Below are 20,632 nucleotides of genomic sequence, written 5' to 3' on the forward strand. Positions count from 1 at the left end.
TCACTCCTCGTGGAACCAGGTCATGCCGCCGTCGACGAAGTACGTCGAGCCGGTCACGTACGCCGCGTCGTCCGACGCCAGCAGCACCGCGATGCCGGCGACGTCCGCCGGCGTCCCGATCCGCTTCAACGGGATCCGCGCCAGAAGCCCGGCGCGGGCCCGCGGGTCCTCCGTGACGTCGCGGTTGATGTCGGTAGCGATCGCGCCCGGCGCGATCGCGTTGATCGTGATCCCGTGGCCACCGAGCTCGGCCGCGAGGTCGCGCGTGAGCATCCGGATCGCCCCCTTGGCCGCGCAGTAGGTCGCGTGGCCGGGGAACGACAGCTCCTCGTGCACCGAGCTGATGTTGACGATCCGCCCCGCCCGCTCGCCCTTCAGCCAGCGGCGCACCACCGCCTGCGTGGTGAAGAACGTGCCCTTGAGGTTGGTATCGAGGACCTTGTCGAAGTCGGCCTCGGTGACCTCGACGAACGGCGCGCGGATCTCCATCCCCGCGTTGTTGACGAGGATGTCGAGGGGCCCCAGCGCCTGCCACGCCTCGGCCACCAGCTTCTCGCACTCCCCGGTGCGGCCGACGTCGGCCTGCACCACCACCGCGCACCGACCCTCGGCCCGGATCGCGGCTGCGACCGCCTCGGCCGCCTCGGCGCTGCCGTTGTAGTTGACGGCGACGTCGGCGCCCTCGCGCGCGAAGCGGAGGGCGATCTCACGGCCGATGCCGCGACTCGAGCCCGTGACCAGGGCCGTCTTTCCTTTCAGTCGCATGCGACCTCCCGACGCGACGGCGCGGCGCTGCCGACGGACGACGCTCGCCGACGGCGGGCCTCGTGCGGTGCGTCCTCGCTCGTGCGCATCGCCCATGTGTGACGCACGCGCGCCCGCGGGGCACGGCGAAAGGCCCGTCTTCGCCGCGCGGGCGGCCCTCGAAGCGCCCTCGCCCCCGCCACACGGGCGAGGCTCGCGGTCCGCGGAGTTGACGCGACCGCGATCGGTCGCCGTGAGCCCCGATCGCCACGCGCCCGAGTTGACGCGGCCGTGCGAGTGCGCTTCGCTCACCGCGTGGTGATCGTCGTCATGGGCGTGTCCGGGGCCGGCAAGACCACCATCGGCCTGCGCCTCGCCGCCGCGCTCGGCGCCCGCTTCATCGACGCCGACGAATTTCACACGCCCGCCAACCGGGCCAAGATGGCGGCCGGCACCCCGCTCGACGACGCCGACCGCGCCCCGTGGCTGCACACCCTGGCGACCGAGATCGACGGCTGGCTGCAGCACGAGGGCGACGTGGTGCTCGCCTGCTCCGCGCTGCGCGCGGTCCACCGCGCCATGCTGCGCCGCGATCCGACCCGGGTCGTGTTCGTGTACCTGCAGATCGACCCGGACGTGGCCCGCGCCCGCCTGCTCGCCCGCCGCCACCACTTTTTTAAAGCTGACCTGCTGGACAGCCAGCTGGCGACGCTCGAGCCGCCCGACGACGCCGTCACAGTCGACGCTGCCCAGCCCGTCGAGGCGGTCGTCGCCGACATCCTCGCGGGCCTCCCCTGTCCGTCATGACATGCTTTTAAAAGCATGCATTCAAGGACATGCTCCATCGAGCATGTCCGAAAACGCAGGCGGTCACCCCGCGAGCCCGAGGCTCTTGCGGACCGCGAAGTAGTCCTCGCTGATGCTGAAGCGCACCAGCTCCTGGATCATGTCGCGCGCCGTGAGGAACGAGAAGCCCTCGCGCTCCCCTCGGATGTGCTGCGCGGCCACGCCGAGGTCGTCGGCGAGGATGAGACCGATGCGGTGCGCGGTGATCTCGGCGCTCCGGGCCCACTGCTCGGCGTCGAGCGGCAAGCCCTCGGCTTCGATGCGCGCGAACAGGTCGCGGAGCTGGTCGGGCTGACGGCTCGGCAGCTTCGCCCGCAGCTCGCGCGCGAGGGCCTCGATGTCGGGCGGGGCGCCGACGTCGAGCCTGGCCATGACCCGACAGGCGCGCAGCACCGCCTTGAGGTTGGGCAAGGAGCGGTCGACGCAGACGAACATGTAGTGCGGCAGATAGAGCTCGGTCATGGCGCGGCCGAGCGCGAACGCCAGCGGCCGCAGGTCGTCGCCGACCGCCGCCTCGCGGCCGACGAACAGCGCCGGGTGAACGCGACCGTCGCGCTGCGAGTTGAACACCGACACGCCCGCGCCATCGTCCATGAGGTAGACGTCCGGCTCTCCGACGTTCAGCACCTCCTGGACGTACTTGACCATGCGCGCCACCGGCGAGCGATCGCCGGCGAGGTCGAGGCGGCCGCGCGACTTCACGAAAGACGGCAGGGGCTTGGCCCACTGCGCCGCGGCGGCCGGTGCGGCCATCCCGAACACGGCGGTGACCCCGATGGTCTCAGCCGAGTGGAACACCTTGCGCCGCAGCATGTCCTCGCTCAGCGGCTGGCGCACCTGGCGAAATTCGGGCCGGTGCAACTGCCGGTCGAGCTGCGCCTCGTCGGCGTTCGCCTGCTTGAGGAACACGAGCGCCCGCGCCACACAGAAGGCCGCGTCGAGCTGGTCCTGGCCGCGGTAGTGCGAGAACAGAGCGTGAAAGCTGTCGTACGCGAGCGGGTCCGCGTCGAGCCGCGCCCGGTGCTCCTCGGGCGTCCCCGTCACGGTCGCCGCCGCGGCCGCAGTCGCGGGCTTGCTGCCGCCAGCCGCCGGCTTGCTGTCGCCGGTCGCCGCCGCGGCCTCCTGCACGCGCGAGGCGATCAGCTGCCGCAGCAGATCGTCGGTCATCGGCACGTGCCCGGGCAGCGGCGGCCCCGACCACGAAGCCCACTGCCGTGCCCACTCGCGCCAGCGCTCCAGCTGCTCCTCGGTGTCACTCATATCCCCGCACGATACCGACGACCCGTGCGGGGCACCAGCCCCCGCCGTGAATACCGGATACCGGACCTCGCCATGCCCGAGCGCGGGCTGCTCGGATTCGTCCGGCGGTCTCGCCCGCACATGCAAGACATGTTTCTTGGAACATGCCCGAACGGTCACCCTCCGCAACGGCGCCGCGAGCAGCAGCGGCCACTCTCTCGGGGAACCGTGACGGCGGGCCGTGCGAAGATGATAACGATCGGCCAGGCCCACGTCCGCGCGGCACGGAGCGGCGAGCGCGAGGCCGGCTTCGCCGAGCTCCGGACATGTCCTACGTCTCTTCGATCCATTCGAGCCTCGAGATGGCTGCCACGCGAATCGCATGACCCCCGATGCCCCCCTCCCAACTTGCGGCGAACGGAGTGCGAGGGACACGACGGCTTCCCGATTTTCCGGCCGCTCTTGCGGGAGCGAGCTACGCTCGTCCTATTCCGCCGTGTATTGGCTCAGCGTGAACGGGACAGATGGAGGGTTGACGAACGGAGACGCTGAGGGTGAAGTGGAGGGTCGAGAGAAGTTACGCGGCAGCGCCGAGGTGGTCCACTTCTCGGCGCTTGCGTCGGAGCTCGCGGGCTTCCTCGAGCTTGCGATCGCGGTCGGCCCAGATCTGGGCTTCGTGGCCGAGGAGTTTGTCGCGCGGGCTGACGTAGCCGATCGCGCTGTGAAGCCGGTGGTGGTTGTAGTGAGCGATGCGCGCGGCGATGGTGGCGTGGGCGCCGTCGGGCGTGACGGCGTGGATGGTGTCCTTGTCGAGGGTTCGGTGGTAGCGCTCGATCTTGCCGTTGGCCTGGGGATAGTTCACGGAGGTGCGGACGTGGGTCAGGCCGGCGAGGTCGATGAAGCGGCGGAAGTCGCCGGCGATGAACTGCGAGCCGTTGTCGGAGATGACTCGCGGCTGAGCGCCGGGGTGGGCCTCGAGGGCACGCTGCAGGATGAGTTCGATGTCGGCCTCGGTCATCCGATCGAGGAACTCCCAGTGCACGACGTATCGACTGTAGCCGTCGAGGACGGAGCACAGGTAGTAGTAGACGCGGGCGATGGTGATCACGGCGATGTCGATGTGCCAGTGCATGTGCGGTCCGAGGGGCTGGACGAAGCCGGTGCCCTTCTTGCTCGGCTTGGGACGATGGCGATCGAGGCGCCCGGCGGCTCGCAGAACGCGGTAGGTGGTCGCGGGGCTGACGGCGACCACGTCCTCGTCGAGCATCATGAACGTCAGACGGCGATAGCCCTCGAGCGGGTGCGTGTCGAAGTAGTCGACGATCGCCTGACGCTCCCACGGCTCGATCCAGTGGTCGCGCGGGGTCTTGCCATTGTGCTCGTTGAGCTTGCCGTATCGCCGGCGCCACTCGTAGAACTTGGCGCGGGCGATGCCCAGCCACTCCACGAACTTCACGAGCGGCACCTCTGTCTTTTCGGACAGCCTGTGCACAAAGTCGACGACCTGGTCGCGCTCGTCGTGGGGAACCCAGCGGTCCGTCAGGGCTCCCCAACAGATTTTTTTGTCCGGACCAGCTCCTCGGTCACCTCGGCGATCACCTCGTCCTTGCGGGCCAGACGAGCCCTGAGCCGCTCGTTCTCCGCGAGCAGCTCCTGCTCCCGGCTAGTCTCGACGCGCTTGCGAGATTCCCCGAACGCCGCGGCGCCGTGCTCGAACAGGTGGCGCTGCCAGCCGTAGAAGACGCTCGGCTGCAGCTCGGCGCCCTCGCAGACCTCCGACACCGGCACCTTCTCGAGGTGGTGTCGACGCAGCAGGTTGATTTTCTGGTCAGGGGTGTGGTGACGACGTGTCTTCTTGCTCATGGGCAATCCTTGCCCCCGGCTCCTTCTACCAGGCCGGGGCGTGTCCCACTCCAGCTGAGCCAAAACAGCCGGAAGCGAATACCGGCGAGAGTACGAGCCATGTATCGCTCGCGTGTACGATCTTGAACGCTCTCTAAAGTCACACGATACATCCCCTCGCCGCCTTGTTCACCTCCATCCCGTTGAGTACTCTGCAAATCAGAGCAACCTGAACAATGCGTCGTATCTTTTCATCCACAACCTGCCTCGCTCTCGCAACGTATCTCGTCCCTTCGCTCGCGCACGCCCGGGGTCCCGACTTCGATCGGGACGGCTTCGAGGATCTCGCCATCGGCTCGCCCGGGCAGGTCATCAGCGGCCTCTCGGAAGCTGGCCTCGTCAACGTGCTCTATGGCAGCGCCATGGGACTCGACGACCCGAGCAATCGAGCCACGTCCATCTGGCAAGATCTGGCGGGCGTCGAGGGCGCCTCCGAAGAGGGGGATGATCTCGGGGTAACTCTGGCTTGGGGTGATTTCAACGGCGATTGCTTCGACGATCTTGTCGTCGGGGTTGGCGGACAGGACGTCGGATCGGAGCTCTTGGCAGGCGCGATCCACGTGTTCTACGGCTCCCTCATCGGCCTCGCCACCAACAACGATCATGTCCTCACGCTCGCCAGCAGCGGTATCCCCGGAGATCCGGCAGACAGCAGATTCGGCCACAGCACGATCGTCGCCGGGGATTTCAACGGCGACGGCTACGACGATCTCGCCCTCGTTTACGACGCCCCCGAGGAGACGAGGTCGCGCGTGATGCTCGTCTACGGCGGCAGCGGCGGGCTCAGCGGCCTGAACGGTCCCGGCGCCCACCACTTCCTCACCGAAACCGGTCAGGGGTTCCGCCTGCCCCTCGAGACCGGCGACTTCAACTGCGACGGCTACGAAGACCTGGCGGTCGGCTACTGGGCTTACAGCATCTCGACCTCTCTGCAGAGCTTCGGACGCGTCGACGTCCGCTACGGCTCGAGCACCGGACTGTCCAGCGTAGGCGTAGATTCTTTCACCAACCCGGCGGGCATCGTCTCCCTGGAGAGCTTCGGGTGGTCGTTGGCCGCCGGTAACTTCAATCACGACAGCTCTGGCGGGCGCGAATGCCAGGACCTCGCGGTCGGCGTTCCCGGGGCCAGCAGCGACAAGGGCGCGGTCGCCGTGCTCTACGGCACCGCGAGCACCGGCCTGCAAACCACCTCTCCGGCCTATCAGTACATCAGTCAGGACTGGGAGAGCATGCAAGGTTTGGGCGAGGCCGGCGATCAGTTCGGGTATACTCTGGCGACACTCCGCGCTGACCGCGATGCCTTCACCGATCTGGTCGTAGGGGTCCCTCACGAGAACTCCGGAGAGGGAGTGGTGCATGTGATTCGTGGCTCGTCCAGCGGCTTGACCGACACGGACAACCAAATGTGGGACCAAAACACTTCGCTGGTCCCCAACACCCCGGAGGCCGGTGATTGGTTCGGAACGTCCCTAGCGTGCGGCAACTTCGACGGTGACGGCGCCACGGACCTCGCCCTCACCGTCCCCTCTGAGCTCACCATCGGGAACGAGTCAGAGGGCGTCGTGCAGGTGCTGTACCTCGACAGCTCCACCGCCCCCACGCTCCTCGCGGGCGAGCAATGGGAACAGGGCGACATCGACGTCCAGGTGACCGAGGCCGGGGACCGCTTCGGCTCCCTCGCGCGCTCGCGCCCGATCGCCACCAAGGCGCCCGAAGAGTGCCTCATGTAACAGCGCGATTGACCGATCGGCCGGCGAGCTCGTGAGCACGCGCAATCATGATATGTCTCTGAAGACATATCATGCCCCGCGCGCCCGCGCGGCTCGCTCCAGGGCGCTTCGAACGTCGCGGTCGCGCCCGCTACCCCGACGCGTGGACCTGCAGCTCGCCCACGCCCTGGTACGTCCCGTAGAGGGTCGGCGAGGTGTAGATCCGGACCGCGTAGGTGCCCTTCTGCAGCGGCCCGCACGACACCGAGACCGCGCGGGTGCCGGTCAGCTCGCACTCGACCGCGGGCGAGCTGTCCTCGGGGACAGCCTTGACGATCAGGTTGCGGCCGCGCGGGTTGTCGAGGCTCATTGCGAACTCGCCGGCGACGGTGACCTGCGAGCGGCGCGGCTCGACCAGCTGCAGGCCGTCGGCGAAGAACTTGGGCCGCATCATCGGCTGGCGGGCGAACTCGCCGCGGGTGAGCGGCTGCTCGCGCAGCTGCCAGGCCGGCTCCTCGGGGAAGTGCGTGACCCCGATCAGCGCCGGCGGCACGAACAGGTAGTCGGTGCGGTACTCGCGGACGAACGCGCCGTCCTTGAGGTGGCCGGAGTCCCAGGTGGCGTCGATGAGGTACCAGCGGCCGTCGACGCGGGCGGCGTTCCACGCGTGCGACTCGCCCTCGACCTCGCGCGACAGGCCGCGCGCGTCGCCGACGACGACCACGACCTCGTCGCCGGTGACCGCAGCGATCGCCCGCATCAGGTTGGCGTAGCCGGCGCAGACGGCCAGGCGCGAGGCGAACACCGCCTCGGCGCGCTGGTCGGGGTAGACGTCGCGGTTGAGGTACGACGCCGCGTCGTAGGCGAGGTGGGTGGCGACGAAGTCGTGGATCGCCTTGATCCGGCGCGCCGGATCGGGCTCGCTCGCGGCCAGGTGCCGGCCGACGGCGTCGATGCTGCTGCGCGCCTCGTCGGACATCGCCAGCACCGCCGGGTGGATCTCGGCGGGCGACGGCCAGGCCGCTCCGATCGCGGCTTGCGGCTCGTTCGCGGGCGCGGGCGACGGCGTCGGCGCGGGCTCGGTGCCCGGCTCGGGCGCGGGCGACGGCTGCGGCGGCCGCTGCCACGGGTCGCTCCACGCGTCGTCTGCGGGCACCGGCTGCGGCGTCGGGGCCTCTGCGGGCTTCGTCTCGATCAGCTCCGCGTACTGATTGTCGTGGGCCGCCTCGTACAGCCACTGCAGCCCATCGGCCGCCTGCAGCAGGCCGGCGCGGGCGCGGTCGGCCAGCGGGTGCTCGGCGCCCTCGAGGAACCAGTCGCCGCGCGTCGAGATCGCCGTGAACACCGCCTCGGGCCGCGACCACAGCAGCGCCGTCAGGACCGCCAGGTTGACCAGGAGCGTGCGCAGCACGATGCGGTCCCACGTCGTCAGCACCCGCCGGTCGCGCCGGTGGGCCCGGCGCCGCCGCAGCAGCTCGGACAACATGTCCCAAGCGACAGGTACGATCGGGAACAGCAGCAGCCCCGCCGCGCACACCAGCCACACCGGCCCGTTGCGGTAGGCCGCCAGCGACGACGCCACCCACACCCCGAGGGCCGGCGCCACCACCACCACGGCCGCCCAGATCGCACGAAATGTCCAGAATAACAACGTTCCGAGCCAGCTCAGCCGCGCACGCGTCATCCTGGGCCAGCCTAGCACGGGCGGACCCGGCGCGCCGTGGTCGGGCCCGCCGGGGCTGCCGACGCGGGGCGCGAGCGCTCACCTGGCATCTCGCACCTTCCTCGCGTCACGCCCGAAGCCGCCGAGCCCCGCACGGGCGCGCTACGGCTTCGGCTCGATGTGGAACACGATCTCGGCGCGGTCCTTGCGACCCAGCGCGTCGCGGACGGTCAGCGGGAACACCCAGTCACCGGGCGTGGTGAAGTCGACCGCGACCATCCACTTGAAGCCGTCGGGCGTGACGGGCCAGGTCCTGGCGGTCAGGTCGGTGATGGCCTCGTCGAGCACGTTCCAGGGCTCCCCGAGGGTCAGGGTGAGCGGCGGCTTCAGCACGGCGCCGTTGAACTCCGGGCTGGGGTGCGGCGGATCGGGCCCGACCTCGATGTTGGCCGCGAGCGCGGTCGGCCCGACGTACCGCGGCCACGCGCGCCCCTCGGCGGCGCGGAGAGAGATCGAGAACTGCCCGTTGTCGCTGGCGATCGGCGTGTCGACTTCGACGTAAGGATTCGGGTCCTCCTCGGGCGTACACGCAGCCATCGCCACGATCGCGGCGACGGCGACGCTGCTGCTGAGAACGGTCTGAACACAGGGCACCATGGTGCACCTCCCGAGGAGTCATACGCCGGCGCTTCGACCGGGCAACCGCAACGCGTGCGAACGATCGGGTCGCCGGACGCAACGATTGCTCGCGCGGCGCTCGCATGACCTGTCTCATCGACCAGGTGATGCCGGCGCGATCACGACCTCGGCCCGGAGAATGCGGTCGCCGACCACCAGCGCGAGCGCTGCGGGCAGGCCGTCGCGGACCTCGCCGACGTGGGTGTAGCGGCCGTCGAGGTGCGGGGCGCGGGCGTGCATGATGAAGAATTGACTGCCGCCGGTGTCCTTGCCGGCGTCGGCGATGCCCACGGCGCCCCGCGCGAATGGAGCCTCGCCTGGCTCCGAGGGCAGGGTGAAACCGGGGCCGCCCCAGCCGGTGCCGCCGGGGTCGCCGCCCTGGACCACGTAGCCGGGGACGACGCGATGGAACGTCAGGCCGTCGTAGAAGCCGCGCTGCGTCAACGCGACGATCGCGGCCACGTGCCACGGCGCGGCCGTCGGGGCCAGCGCGACGTCGATACGGCCGCGCTCGGTGTGCAGCCGCCACAGCAGTTCGCGCCCGAGCACGGTCTGCGGGTCGTGCGGCGGCATGGGGGCCGGCGCGGCGGGCCCGGTGACGCCGGGATCTTCGCCGCTGGCCGCCTTCACGCAGGCGCGGGCCGCCGCGCGCACGCTCGGATTGGCGTCGCCGAGAGCGGCGCGACAGACCTGCAGCCCGCGCGCCCCGCCGACCTCCGCCAGCGCGCCGGCCATGCCTGCGAACAGCTCGGCGTCGCGGTCGGCCGCGGCCCGCTCGAGCAGCGCATCGACGATCGCCGGCGCCGGCTCGGGCGGCCCGTCGCCGGCGAAGCGCCCCTGCACCGCCTCCGCCGCGGTGCCGGCGACCGCGGGTGAGCTGTCCCGAAGGCCAGCCGCGATCAGGCCGCCGACGTCGACCTCCGACCACAGGCGGGCCGCCGCTGCCAGCGCGGCCGCCCGCACGGGCGCGTCGGCGTGGCCGGCCAGCGCCGTCAGCCGGGTCGCCCGCGCCTCCGCCGGGCCGCCCGTGCCCTGGCCGAGAAGACCTGTCTCGAAGGACAGCCGCTCGATCTCCCCCGCCGCCCCGGCCGCCTCGGCGCAGCGCAGCGGCGGCCGCCACTCGCCGGTCCGGGCCGCCAGCGCCGCCAGGCCGCAGCACAGCCGCGCCCACACCCGCCGCGCCTCCGGCCCGGCCGCCGCCAGCCGGGCCTCGGCGCGCGCGTGGACCTCTGCGGCCCCCGCCGGGACGCTCTTGCCGGCTGTCAGAACGGACATGGCCTCGAGGACAGGGTGTCCGGGACCTGTCCCATCGACAATGTCACCCGCGAGCTCGGCGCGCAGCCAGTCCCACAGCGCCGCGGTCGCGGCCGCGTCGCCCAGCTCGCCGAGGCCGCGCACCGCCGCCACCCGCACCCACGGATCGGAATCGCCGAGGCCGGCGCGCATCGCCGCCAGCGCCTCCGGCGGCTTGCGGCGGGCCAGGCCCTTCAGCGCCAGCGCCCGCGCGTCGGGGTCGGCCGCCGCGGTCGCGCTCAGCAGCGCCGCCTCGCCGGCGTCGTGGCCGGCCGCGTGGGCGTACGCCAGCCCGTACACCGCCGCGTAAACGAGCCGCGGCTCGCTCTCGCCCGCCAGCACCACCAGACCGTCGCGCGCCGCGTCGGAGAGCGGCAGCTCGCGGCGGCCGAGGATCCCCAGCACGATCGCCGCCGCCTCGCGCACCTCCATCGCCTCGCCGGCCCCCAGCGCCGCGGCCAGACGCGCGCTCGCAGCCGGACCGCCGAGGCGCCGCGTGGCAGCCACGATCGCCAGCCGCTCGCGCGGCGACGCCTGCGGCCAGCGCTGCCACAGCGCGTCCTCGAAGCCCGCGACCTCGGACCCGAGCGCGCCGGCGACGTCGAGCGCCTGCATCGCCGCCACGCGCACGGCCTCGTCGGGGCTCGCCAGCAGCTCGCCGAGCCGCGCCAGAGCGACCGCGTCGCCGACCCGCCCGAGGCCGCGGATCGCCGCGGAGGACGGCTTGGGCGGAGCGGTGAGCTCGACCAGCGCGGCCGAGCCGGCCTCGCGTCGCGCCTCGGCGCGCGCGATCGAGAGGCCCGGATCGTCCTCGCCACCCGGCGGCGTCGACGGCCGCCCGCACGCGAGCAGCAGCGACAGAGAGGCAGCGAGGACGCGGACGGGGCGCGGCACTTCCATGGCCGAAAGGTCAGGTCACAGGCACTGCTGGGCGCAGCTCTGCTGGGCGCAGGTGAACAGGGCGAGGATCTGCGGGTTCTGCATCGGGTTGATCATGCACGTCTGGCCGCACTGCTGCGGGTCGTTGGTGGCGATGCAGTCGAAGAAGCACGCGCAGTCCTCGTCGCCGGCGCAGGCCACCTGCTCGTCGCAGCAACCGTCCTTGAGGCAGGTCGTGCACTCGTCGTCGTTCGGGGCCGGGGCGCACACGTCGGGCTCGCCGGTGGTGGTCGTCGTGTCGGCGGTCGTCCCGGCGGTGGTGTCCGTCGTCGTCGTGGTCGTCGTCCCCGGCTCGGTGGTGCTGGTCAGCGGCTCGCCGGTCGTGGTGGTGGTCGTCGTCCCCGGCTCGGTCGTCGTCGGCGCGACGGTCACCCCGGTTTCGCTGACAGTGCCGTCAGTGGTGTCCGTCGTGGTCGTCGTCGTGCTCGTGGTGGTGGTCTCGGTCCCGGTGCCGGTCTCGGTCCCCGTGCCGGTCTCGGTCCCCGTGCCGGTCTCGGTCCCCGTCGCCTCTTCCTTGCCGTTGCAGCCCGGCAGGGCGAGCAGGATCAAGGACAGACTGGCGGTCGCAAGCAGTGAAGTCGAGTCATGGCGCATTTTTAACGAGCTCCTGGTAGGCGAGTCGAACCGTCACCTTACTGCACGGTCCGGGGGCCCACCAGGCCCGCCGAAGACGAGCTGTCCTCTGGAGCATGTCCTTTGCGCCAGGTACAGTAGACCTCAGATCCCCATGCGCGAGAGCGCATCGACGACGCTCTCGATCGCGGTCGCGACCTGCGGGTGGTCGGCCTCGAATTGCCGGGCCGACGCGCGCAGCAGATCGACCGTCTCGACGTCGGCGATCGCCGTGGTCGGCTGCGTCGCCACCTCGCCGCCCCGCGCCGAGAGGCGGTCGGCGATCTCGCGCAGCGTCTGCGTCAACATCCCACGCACCTCGGGATCGGCGGTCGACACCGACTCGAGTTCATGATGCAAATGTGTAAGCGTGTGGCGCAGTTGGTCCGTGTGGCTCACAGGGGGACCATAGAGGATCTTGGCCGCCTGACAAGCGGGCCCGACCCCGGCGGCCCCTGCGGCGCGGCTTCCAGCGGCGGGGTGACGGGCGTACAGTCCCCGCTCGATGCAGCAGCCAAGGATCAGTCGTCGGCGTCTCGCCGGCCTCTTCGTCTGGGCCGGCGCGGCCCATGCCCTCCCCGCCTGCGGTCAAGCCGCCGCCGCCGAAAAGCGCGTGCTCGTGCTCGGAGCGGGTCTCGCCGGCCTCTCTGCGGCCTGGGAGCTACAGCAGCTCGGCTACGAGGTCACCGTGATCGAGGGGCGCGACCGCGTCGGCGGCCGCGTGTGGACCCTGCGCGAGGGCCTCGAGCAGGGCCAGTTCGCCGAGATCGGCGCGGTGCGGATCCCCGACGTCCACGAGCGCACCCTCGACTACTGCGAGATGCTGGGCCTCGAGCTCGACGAGTACAAGGACGGCGAGCCGCTCTACTACATCGACGGCAAGCGGTTCATGCACGTCGCGGGCGAGCCGTGGCCGCTCGACGGCCTCAACGACGACGAGCTCGAGCTGAGCCTCGGCGACTACTGGACCCGCGAGGTCTACGCCACCTTCACCGAGTTCGGCGACCCGCGCATGAACGGCTTCCCCAAGCCGGGCATCGTCGAGAAGTACGACGGCATGGTCTACGCCGACTTCCTGCGCATGCGCGGGACCAGCGAGACCTACCTGAAGCTGTACGGCGCCGACAACGGCTCCGAGATCAGCACCATCGGCACCCTGGCGTGGATGGGCGCCGAGGTGGCCGACCAGGCGTGGCTCGCCACCTATCACATCCGCGGCGGCAACGATCAGCTGCCGAAGCGGCTGGCCGAGGAGGTCGGGCTCGACAACATCCTGCTGAGCAGCAAGGTCACCAAGATCGCGCACGACGACGCCGGCGTGACGGTAACGTTCGTCGGGCCCGACGGCGAGACCTCGCTGTCCGCCGACTACCTGGTGTGTGCCATCCCCTTCACCACCCTGCGCGACGTCGCCATCGAGCCCGAGTTCTCGGCCGACAAGACGAAGGCGATCAAGGAGCTGTTCCTGATGAACGCCGGCCGCGGCTACATCCAGACGCGCACGCGCTTCTGGGAGAAAGAGGGCATCGGCGGCCTCAAGATCGCCAAGACCGACGGCCCGGCCGAGCGGATCTGGAACCTCAGCGACGTCCAGCCCGCCGGGACCACCATGGGCGTGATCCAGTCGTACACGCAGAACCACAACGCCGACGCCTACTGCGCGGTCGCCCCCGAGGAGCGCGAGGAGTTCTGCCTCTCCGAGGTCGAGAAGTTCTTCCCCGAGATCCGCGACGAGAAGGTGGTCTTCTTCCACTTCTGCTGGTCCGACGACCCGTGGTCCAAGGGCGCGTGGACCGACACCCTGCCGGACCAGTGGTGGATCGTCGCCGCCGCCCGCAATCCCGAGGGTCGGGTGGTGTTCGCCGGCGAGCACACGTCCGTGTGGGCCGGCTGGATGCAGGGCGCGATCGAGTCCGGCCAGCGCGCGGCCGACGAGATCGCGGCGATGGGCTGAGCAATCGGGCATGCCCGTTCGGGCATGTCCTCCGGTACATGCTTTGAGGGACATGCCCGCTCAGGCATGTCCCTTCATACATGTGGTGGCGGACGTGCCCGCGGCCCGGGCCGCTGCGGACAGCCGCGACGCTCCTCGTGGCCTGTGCCCGCTGCGAGCCGCGCTGCGCTCGTCGTGCCCGGGGCGCTGCGCGCCACGCTGCTGCCCACGCAGGCATCGCGGCGCGTGCGCGCCGAAGCGTTCGTGAGGGACTCATCGGAGCGACGCGCCGATCGTTTCGCGCTCGCACGATCGCCGTCGCGGTCTGCGCCTCTGCATGCCGCGCCGATGCAGTACTCGCACTGCGGCATCGTGATGCCGAGCTCGGCCGCTCGCGGCGTCGCCAGGCAGGGGCGGTGCGCTCGTGCGGCGCCACGGACAGCTGTCCCGCTTCGCTCGCGCGCGTCGTGCTCGCGACGCACGGCGAGTACATGTCCGCGGCGATCCGAGGGAGCGCCGTCTCCGCGCGACCGCCTCCTCACCTCGCCGCGGCGATTCCGCCGGCTTTCTCGCGTGCTTGCGGGGGCCGATCGGCCCGATCATCCCCTCCGCAGCGACCGCCATGACGGCCCCCCCGTCCACCCCGATCTTCGCCAACCGCGACGTCGCGCTGTACTGGTGCGTGCGCCTGTGCTCGATGATGGCCTTCCAGATGCTGGCCGTCGCGGTCGGCTGGCAGGTCTACGAGCTCACCGACAGCGCCCTCGCGCTCGGCTACGTCGGCCTCGCGGGGTTCATGCCGGCGGTGCTGCTGGTGCTGGTCGCCGGCCAGGTCGCCGACAAGTTCGACCGCCGGCGCGTGGTCCAGGCCGGGCACGTGCTCGAGGGCCTGGTCGCGCTGGTGCTCGCGCTCGGCTGCTTTCAGGGCTGGCTCGACGTCACCGGCATCTTCATCGGCGTGTTCGTGCTCGGGATCGGCAAGGCGTTCGCAGCCCCGTCGCTCAGCGCGTTGCTGCCGGTGCTGGTGCCCCCGGCCGAGCTGCCGCAGGCGGTCAGCGTCACCAGCGCGGCGACCCAGTCTGCGGTCATCCTCGGGCCCGCGCTCGGCGGCTTCATCTACCTCGCCGGGCCGGGGGCGGTGTACGCCGTCGGCGGGCTGTTGTTCGCGGCCTCGGTCGCGCTGCTCGGCGTGATCCGCCGCCCGCCGGCGCCGACGATCGCGGTCACCGACGAACCGGAGGCGAAGTCGGTGTTCGCCGGCATCCGCTACATCCGCAGCCAACCCGTGGTGTTCGGCGCCATCTCGCTCGACCTGTTCGCGGTGCTGCTCGGCGGGGCCACTGCGATCTTGCCGATCATCGCCCGCGACCTCGTCCACACCGGCCCGATCGGCCTCGGCTTCATGCGCTCGGCCCCGGCCGCGGGGGCGCTGGCGATCTCGTTCTGGCTGGCGCGGCGACCGATCGAGCGCCAGGCCGGCCGGGTGATGTTCGCCGGGGTGGCGGTGTTCGGCCTGGCGACGATCGTCCTCGGCCTGTCGACGTCGTTCGCGCTGTCGATGATCGCGCTGCTGGTGCTCGGCGCGGCCGACATGCTTAGCGTGGTCATCCGCGCGTCGCTGGTCCAGCTCGAGACGCCCGACGCGTACCGCGGCCGCGTCAACGCCGTGAACTACCTGTTCATCGGCGCCTCCAATCAATTGGGCGAGTTCCGCTCCGGCGTCACCGCGGCGTGGATGGGCCTGGTGCCGTCGATCGTGTTCGGCGGCGTCGGCACTCTGGTGTGCGTGCTGCTGTGGATGAAGTGGTTCCCGGCGCTGGCCGAGCGCGATCGGTTGACGGGCGGCTAGTCGGCCGCGAACGACTCACCAGGTGCAGAGCCCCACGTAATCGAGCTGTGGGACACTGTTGCCGAGGAGCTCCTGGCAGTCGGCGCCCTCGGGACAGGTGTCGGGGCCGGTGAGGTTGCAATAGGGCGCGCAGCAATACTCGCCGGCGCACTCGAAGTCGATGAAGGCGCCGCTGTACAGGCAGTAGAGGCCTTTGCCGCAGCCCTCGCCGTCCTCGCAGACCTCGCCGACGCCGCCGTCGGTGTCCTTCCCCGCCACGCATTCGACGTTGTCGCCGAACTCGGAGAACACGCACTTGTATCCGACCTCGCAGCCCACGCCGGTGTACGGGCTGCAGGCGACGCCGGTCTTGCAATCTTCGCACGCGATGCTGAGCTCGCAGACCTCGTCTAGCTCGATCTCCCCGTTGCCGCAGGCGGGAATGCACCCGTGATCGATGCACGACGCATCATCGGCCGGATCGCACTCGCTGTCGTCGTTGCAGCGGAAGCACGCAGGCTCGTCCGGCACCGCCGGATGGTATTGCTCGAGCCCCGTGACGCACGCCGTCTGGCACAGCTCCGCGTCGCTCGCCGACCCGGTCCAGCAGTCCGAGTCCTTGCCGAACCCCGCCAGGGCCCCGGGCAGCTCGTTCGGCTCGATGACCGCGAGACAGGCGAGATAGCGCTGGCACCATTCGTAAGGCGTGCCGGACATCTCGCCGGTCTCGCCGCCGGTCGGCTCGCCGCCGGTCGGATCGCCTCCACTCGATCCGCTGCCGCTGGAGCCCTCGCTCGTGGGGTCGAGGCCCGAAGGATTGGAGCCCGCGGAGGGGTCGCTCGAAGAGGCAGTGATCGGCCCTGCGGTCGCCAGCGGATCGGAGTCGTCCTTGCAGGCGAGCGCGAGTGTGGTGGTGGCGAATAGAAATACGCGAGAGAACCGCACGCCGACAAGATGCCCGGCGCCGCCTCGGCGAGCAAGGCCGCCGCGTCAGCCCTGAAACGCCTTGCCGGCGATCTCTCGCAGCGGCGTGGTCGACATGGGCGCCCCGGCGCCGACCGACTCGGTCGACGGATCGAACGCCCGCAAGCAGGTCAGCAGGACGTCGGACATGTTGCCGTCGCTGAACGGGTACGGCGTCACCTGGTAGTGGATGCCGGGGTGGACGAGCTGCTCGCGGCCGTGGCCGGCGAGCAGGATCGGCTGGCGGGCGATGCTGTGCGAGATGCCCTCGGAGCAGTCGGAGCTGCAGTAGATGATCGAGCTGTCGAGCAGGTTCTTGCCGTCGATGTCCTGCCAGGCCTTGAACTTGCGCAGCAGATCGGCAAAGCGCTCCATGATGTAGACCACCCCTTCGTGGACCAGGTCCTGCGCGCCCGCATCGTGGGTGTGGAAGTGGTGCCCTGCCGTCTGGCCGATCTCCGCGAACACGGTCTCGGCGGCGCCGCCGATGAACAGGCAGCTGGCCACGCGGGTGATGTCGCAGGCGAACGCGTACACCAGCAGGTCGCTCATCGCGTCGTTGACCGCGGTGATCGGCTCGACCCCGTCGACGTCGACGTTGGCCTGGCCCGGCATGGCCGGCAAGCTGCACAGCGGGGCGGCTGCGGTGATCTTCTTCTCCAGCGCGGCGACGCCGTCGAGGTGGGCGTCGAGGCGCTGATTGTCGTGCTTGCCGATGCGCCTGCGCAGGCGAGCGACGTCGTCGCGGACCGCGTCGAGGATGCTGGTCCGCAGCGCGCGATCGTCGGGCCGCGGCACGAACGCGCCGAACAGCTCGGCCCACACCTCCTGCGGGTCGAACCTCGGGTACTGCGGCTCGTTGGGGCCCTTGTGCGACAGGGCGAACATCGTCGTGCCGGAGTCCATGATGCTGACGTGCTTGGAGATCCCGAGGTGGACCGAGGCGATCGGGGTGCTGTCGCCGATGACCGCGGCGACCTGCTGGTCGATCGTCGGCCCGCCCGCCTTCGAGAACAGGCCGTCGATCTCGACCATCGTGTAGCCGTTGAAGGCGGTCATGCCCTCGTGGTGGGTGATGATCTGCTCGCAGCGGTTCTGCAGCCCGGTCAGCACTGTCACGTACTCGCGCACGTCGGCCAGCGGCGCCAGCTGCTCGCTCAGCGGGTAGTTCGGGCCGGTGGCGACCGGCTCGAAGCGCGGCAGCAGCACGCCGTTGCCGAAGAACCACGTCATGAAGCGGGTCGGCAGCGGCGTGTCGTCGGCGAGCGCGGTGCCGTGGTCGTTGAGCATGGCTTCGAGCAGCGGCAGGGCGACCACGGCCTGGGCCGCGCCGCGCAGGAAGGTGCGACGAGCGAGGGGGCGACGAGACATGGCGGGGCTCCTAGCGAGGGTCCGCGACGGCGCGGAACAGCGGGCTGGCGACGAGGTCGACGAGCAGGCCCTGGATTCGGTGGCCGCCGGCGACGAACCTGTCCTGCAGGACATCCAGCTCCGCCAGCTCGCCGAAGGTCTCGAGGTGGCCGAGGCCGCCGCGCACGAAGTTCTTGATCACGCAGGCCGCGGTGCGCGGGTCGGCGGTCAAAACGGCGGCCAGCTCGCGCGCGCCGGCGAATTCGCCGAGGTCGTCGGTGGCGGCGGCGGCGTCGATCGGCAGGCCGTTGTCGGTGGTGCGGTAGCGGCCGAGCGCGTCGTAATTCTCCAGAGTGAGGCCGAGCGGGTCCATCGAGCGGTGACAGCCGGCGCAGCCGTCGTCGCTCATGTGCTTTTGCAGCTTGTCCTTCATCGTCTGCGGCTTGTCGGGGTCGTCGGGCGGCAGGTGCGTGTCGACCCCGGGCGGCGGCGGCAAGATGATGTCGCACAGCAGGCGGGTGCGAATGAACTGACCGCGGCGCGTCGGTGAGGTCAACGCCGGGTGGGCGAAGCGGGCCAAGAAGCTGGCCTGACCGAGCAGTCCGGCGCGCCCCTGCGCCTCCGGCAGCGCGACCGCGTGGAAGTTGGGCCCCTCCGGCGCCGGCACGCCGTACAGCCCGGCCAGCGCGGCGTCGACGAAGGTGTAGTCGCTGTCGATGAGGCCGCGGATGTCGCCGTCCTGCTCCCACACGATCTCTTCGATCAAATGCAGGGTCTCCTGGGCCATCGATGCGGCCAGCTCCGGCGAGAATTGGGGGAACAGCGCGGCGCTCTTGGCGATCGTCGGCAGGTCGCGCAGCAGGAACAGCTCGCTGTAGAAGTTCGTCAGGGTCGCGCGGGCCTCCGGGCGCGCGAGCATCTCCGTCGCCGCGGCCCGCACCTGAGCCTCGCTCTCGAGCTCGCCCGCCTCGGCGGCGGCCAGCAGCTCGGCGTCGGGCGTGCGCCCGAGCAGGAAGAACGACATGCGGGCCGCCAGCTCGAGGCCGGTGAGTCGCCGCCGCTCCGGCGCGTCCGCGTCGGGCTCGCCGAGCTCGCTCAAATAGATGAAGTGCGGCGATTGCAGCAGCGCCATCAATTCGTATTCGAGGCCGACCGCGAACGAATCGCCCCAGGCGCGCGCGTCCTCGGCGATCCGCACCAGAGTCGCGACCTCGTCGTCCGCCAGGGGCCGGCGCCAGGCCAGGCGCCCGAAATCGGCGGCGACCCCGGCGTAACAGCTCGAATCGGAGGTAGCGACATTCACGCACGGCGCGAAGACCCCGAGCCGCTCGCGGTGGGCCACGGCGGCAATCGCGACCGCCCGCGCCGACGTCTCGCATTGCTCGATCGCGCTCGCCTGCAGCGCCAGCTCCGCCGCGCCGATGGCGTCGAATCCGTGCAGCGGATAGTCCTCGGGGGGCGCAGCCGCAGCCGCCGCCTCGTCGCCGAGGAGGTAGCGGATCGAGCCGACGTACTGGTGGCGCAGCAGGCGACGCAGGCCGCCGGGGACGGGCTCGAAGGGGGAATCTTCCGGAGCCCCGTCGCTGCCGGCGATGGGCAGGCCGGTGCTCGTCTCCTCGTCGCCGCTCGAGTCCGTGACCTCATTCGCCGGACACGCGAGCAAGGTGAGACACGATGCGACAGTGATCGCCTCAAGGATCGACCGCGTCATCGCAGGTTGCTATGAACGAACTTCGCCGGGCGAGCGACGCGAAAGGTCGACCGGATCACTCCGCTCCCGGCGCACCACGAGTGGCCCGATCTGCCCCTTCGTCGGTGCTTCACGCCTGGCGGCCGCGCCACCGGCGAGCCGCGAGCGGCGAGTGCGTCGATATCGCCAGCGCGTGAACCTCGTCGGGTCGGCAGATGCGTGCCGCCGTCGCGGCTCATCGACTGTGATCATTCGCTGCCGCGAATCATGACAGCAGCCGCGAGAGACGCACCGGACGGAAGATCCGGCGTCGGTCGATCCCCCGGAGGCGCTCGCACGCGCGCTTGCGCGGACCGCCGCCTCGCCAGCCTCGACGCCGAGCGCCGTGGCCGACGCCTGCACCGCCAGCGAGCGCCCGCTATACTCGCGGCAGGCCCCGCATGCCCGTCACCCGTCGCGCCCTCTCCGGCCAGGCCCTCGCCGCGCTCGCCACCGTCGGCCTGGCGCAGCTTCTGGGGTCACGCGACGTCGTCGCAGGCCCGCTGCGGCCGGCGCTCGGCGCCTGGCTCCGGGACCTGTCCGAGATGACCCGGGCGCTGCGCGGCCGCCAGCTCGGAGAGCGCGAGTTCCAGGGGCTGCTCGACGACCTGTGCGCCCGCGTCGACCTCGCCGACCTGTACGCCGCGGTCGACCTCGACGCGCTGGCGGCCTGGACCTCGCTGCCGGACACAGGCGCTCGCAGCGTCGACGTCGACCTCGCCGCGCTGGCCGGCGCCCCGCGGCTCGGCTTCGGCCAGCGCGTGTTCGGCTGCCGCCGCGGCCGCGCGATCGTCCCCCACGGCCACGAGGACCTGTGCACCGCCTTCATCGTGCTCGCGGGCCGCTGGCGCGGGCGCCACTACGATCGGCTCGAGACACACGCCGCTCACTACGTCATCCGCCCGACGATCGACCGCGAGTTCGCGCCCGGCGATCACTCGTCCGTGTCGGACCGCCGCGACAACGTCCACTGGTTCCAGGCCGAGACCGACGGGGCGTTCGTGTTCAACGTCCACGTCGCCTGCCACGGGCGCGGCGGCGGCGCGCGGGTGTACCTCGACCCGGACGGCGAGCGCCTGGCCGGCGGGGCGATCCGCGCGCCCAAGCTGAGCCACGCCGCCTGCCTCGCCAAGTACGGCGGCTGAGCGCGCATGCTCGAAAGAGCATGCCCCCGAGGACATGCCCGATCGAGCATGCTCATGAG

General features: G+C 70.9%; 17 protein-coding genes. 5 read left to right on the forward strand and 12 right to left on the reverse strand.

What is annotated here, in order from left to right:
* The gene (locus tag OV090_RS05615) at positions 1-765 is read right to left on the reverse strand and encodes a glucose 1-dehydrogenase (protein ID WP_267702440.1); all 765 of its coding nucleotides are present in this window, start codon (positions 763-765) and stop codon (positions 1-3) included.
* 270 nt (positions 766-1,035) lie between these two features.
* Here OV090_RS05615 and OV090_RS05620 point away from each other — a divergent pair, with 270 nt between their 5' ends.
* Positions 1,036-1,551, forward strand: coding sequence for a gluconokinase (locus tag OV090_RS05620; RefSeq protein ID WP_346660351.1), 516 nt, complete (start codon positions 1,036-1,038; stop codon positions 1,549-1,551).
* A gap of 63 nt (positions 1,552-1,614) precedes the next feature.
* Here OV090_RS05620 and OV090_RS05625 read toward each other — a convergent pair whose 3' ends face one another.
* The 3 genes from OV090_RS05625 to OV090_RS05635 form a co-directional block, all read right to left on the reverse strand.
* On the reverse strand, positions 1,615-2,850 hold the full coding sequence (locus tag OV090_RS05625) for a hypothetical protein (RefSeq protein ID WP_267702441.1): 1,236 nt from the start codon (positions 2,848-2,850) through the stop codon (positions 1,615-1,617).
* Between the two features lie 556 nt (positions 2,851-3,406).
* Complete coding sequence (locus OV090_RS50500; RefSeq protein ID WP_267702442.1) at positions 3,407-4,285, reverse strand: DDE-type integrase/transposase/recombinase; 879 nt, start codon at positions 4,283-4,285, stop codon at positions 3,407-3,409.
* A gap of 83 nt (positions 4,286-4,368) precedes the next feature.
* The gene (locus tag OV090_RS05635; protein WP_267701425.1) at positions 4,369-4,692 is read right to left on the reverse strand and encodes a transposase; all 324 of its coding nucleotides are present in this window, start codon (positions 4,690-4,692) and stop codon (positions 4,369-4,371) included.
* Between the two features lie 215 nt (positions 4,693-4,907).
* Between OV090_RS05635 and OV090_RS05640 the strand changes: the two genes are divergently transcribed.
* Positions 4,908-6,461 carry a hypothetical protein gene (locus tag OV090_RS05640; protein ID WP_267702443.1) on the forward strand — a complete coding sequence of 518 codons (1,554 nt, stop codon included), beginning with the start codon at positions 4,908-4,910 and terminating at the stop codon, positions 6,459-6,461.
* Positions 6,462-6,591: 130 nt separating this feature from the next.
* Here OV090_RS05640 and OV090_RS05645 read toward each other — a convergent pair whose 3' ends face one another.
* The 5 genes from OV090_RS05645 to OV090_RS05665 all read right to left on the reverse strand — a co-directional run bounded on the left by OV090_RS05645 (position 6,592) and on the right by OV090_RS05665 (position 12,024).
* Positions 6,592-8,091: a transglutaminase domain-containing protein gene (locus tag OV090_RS05645; RefSeq protein WP_267702444.1), complete on the reverse strand. Its 1,500-nt coding sequence runs from the start codon at positions 8,089-8,091 to the stop codon at positions 6,592-6,594.
* Positions 8,092-8,265: 174 nt separating this feature from the next.
* Positions 8,266-8,760 carry a hypothetical protein gene (locus OV090_RS05650; protein ID WP_267702445.1) on the reverse strand — a complete coding sequence of 165 codons (495 nt, stop codon included), beginning with the start codon at positions 8,758-8,760 and terminating at the stop codon, positions 8,266-8,268.
* A gap of 114 nt (positions 8,761-8,874) precedes the next feature.
* Positions 8,875-10,974, reverse strand: coding sequence for a peptidylprolyl isomerase (locus OV090_RS05655; protein ID WP_267702446.1), 2,100 nt, complete (start codon positions 10,972-10,974; stop codon positions 8,875-8,877).
* Between the two features lie 15 nt (positions 10,975-10,989).
* Positions 10,990-11,562: a hypothetical protein gene (locus tag OV090_RS05660; protein WP_267702447.1), complete on the reverse strand. Its 573-nt coding sequence runs from the start codon at positions 11,560-11,562 to the stop codon at positions 10,990-10,992.
* Between the two features lie 168 nt (positions 11,563-11,730).
* Positions 11,731-12,024 carry a DUF4404 family protein gene (locus tag OV090_RS05665; protein WP_267702448.1) on the reverse strand — a complete coding sequence of 98 codons (294 nt, stop codon included), beginning with the start codon at positions 12,022-12,024 and terminating at the stop codon, positions 11,731-11,733.
* A 106-nt stretch (positions 12,025-12,130) separates the two neighbouring features.
* Here OV090_RS05665 and OV090_RS05670 point away from each other — a divergent pair, with 106 nt between their 5' ends.
* The gene (locus OV090_RS05670; RefSeq protein WP_267702449.1) at positions 12,131-13,579 is read left to right on the forward strand and encodes an NAD(P)/FAD-dependent oxidoreductase; all 1,449 of its coding nucleotides are present in this window, start codon (positions 12,131-12,133) and stop codon (positions 13,577-13,579) included.
* Between the two features lie 601 nt (positions 13,580-14,180).
* A complete protein-coding gene (locus OV090_RS05675; RefSeq protein WP_267702450.1) occupies positions 14,181-15,407 on the forward strand; it encodes an MFS transporter in 1,227 nt (408 codons plus the stop codon).
* Between the two features lie 15 nt (positions 15,408-15,422).
* On the opposite strand, the gene OV090_RS05680 is transcribed toward OV090_RS05675, so the two are convergent.
* Genes OV090_RS05680 through OV090_RS05690 form a run of 3 tightly spaced genes read right to left on the reverse strand, consistent with a single transcriptional unit; the run spans position 15,423 to position 19,410 of the window.
* On the reverse strand, positions 15,423-16,331 hold the full coding sequence (locus tag OV090_RS05680) for a hypothetical protein (protein ID WP_267702451.1): 909 nt from the start codon (positions 16,329-16,331) through the stop codon (positions 15,423-15,425).
* Positions 16,332-16,376: 45 nt separating this feature from the next.
* Complete coding sequence (locus OV090_RS05685) at positions 16,377-17,720, reverse strand: DUF1552 domain-containing protein (protein ID WP_267702452.1); 1,344 nt, start codon at positions 17,718-17,720, stop codon at positions 16,377-16,379.
* Between the two features lie 10 nt (positions 17,721-17,730).
* Positions 17,731-19,410 carry a DUF1592 domain-containing protein gene (locus tag OV090_RS05690; protein WP_267702453.1) on the reverse strand — a complete coding sequence of 560 codons (1,680 nt, stop codon included), beginning with the start codon at positions 19,408-19,410 and terminating at the stop codon, positions 17,731-17,733.
* 419 nt (positions 19,411-19,829) lie between these two features.
* Here OV090_RS05690 and OV090_RS05695 point away from each other — a divergent pair, with 419 nt between their 5' ends.
* Positions 19,830-20,573, forward strand: a complete 744-nt coding sequence (locus OV090_RS05695) for a hypothetical protein (protein ID WP_267702454.1) — start codon at positions 19,830-19,832, stop codon at positions 20,571-20,573.
* Positions 20,574-20,632: the final 59 nt, after the last annotated feature.

It is taken from the genome of Nannocystis sp. RBIL2, assembly GCF_026626745.1.
GTDB lineage: Bacteria > Myxococcota_A > Polyangia > Nannocystales > Nannocystaceae > Nannocystis.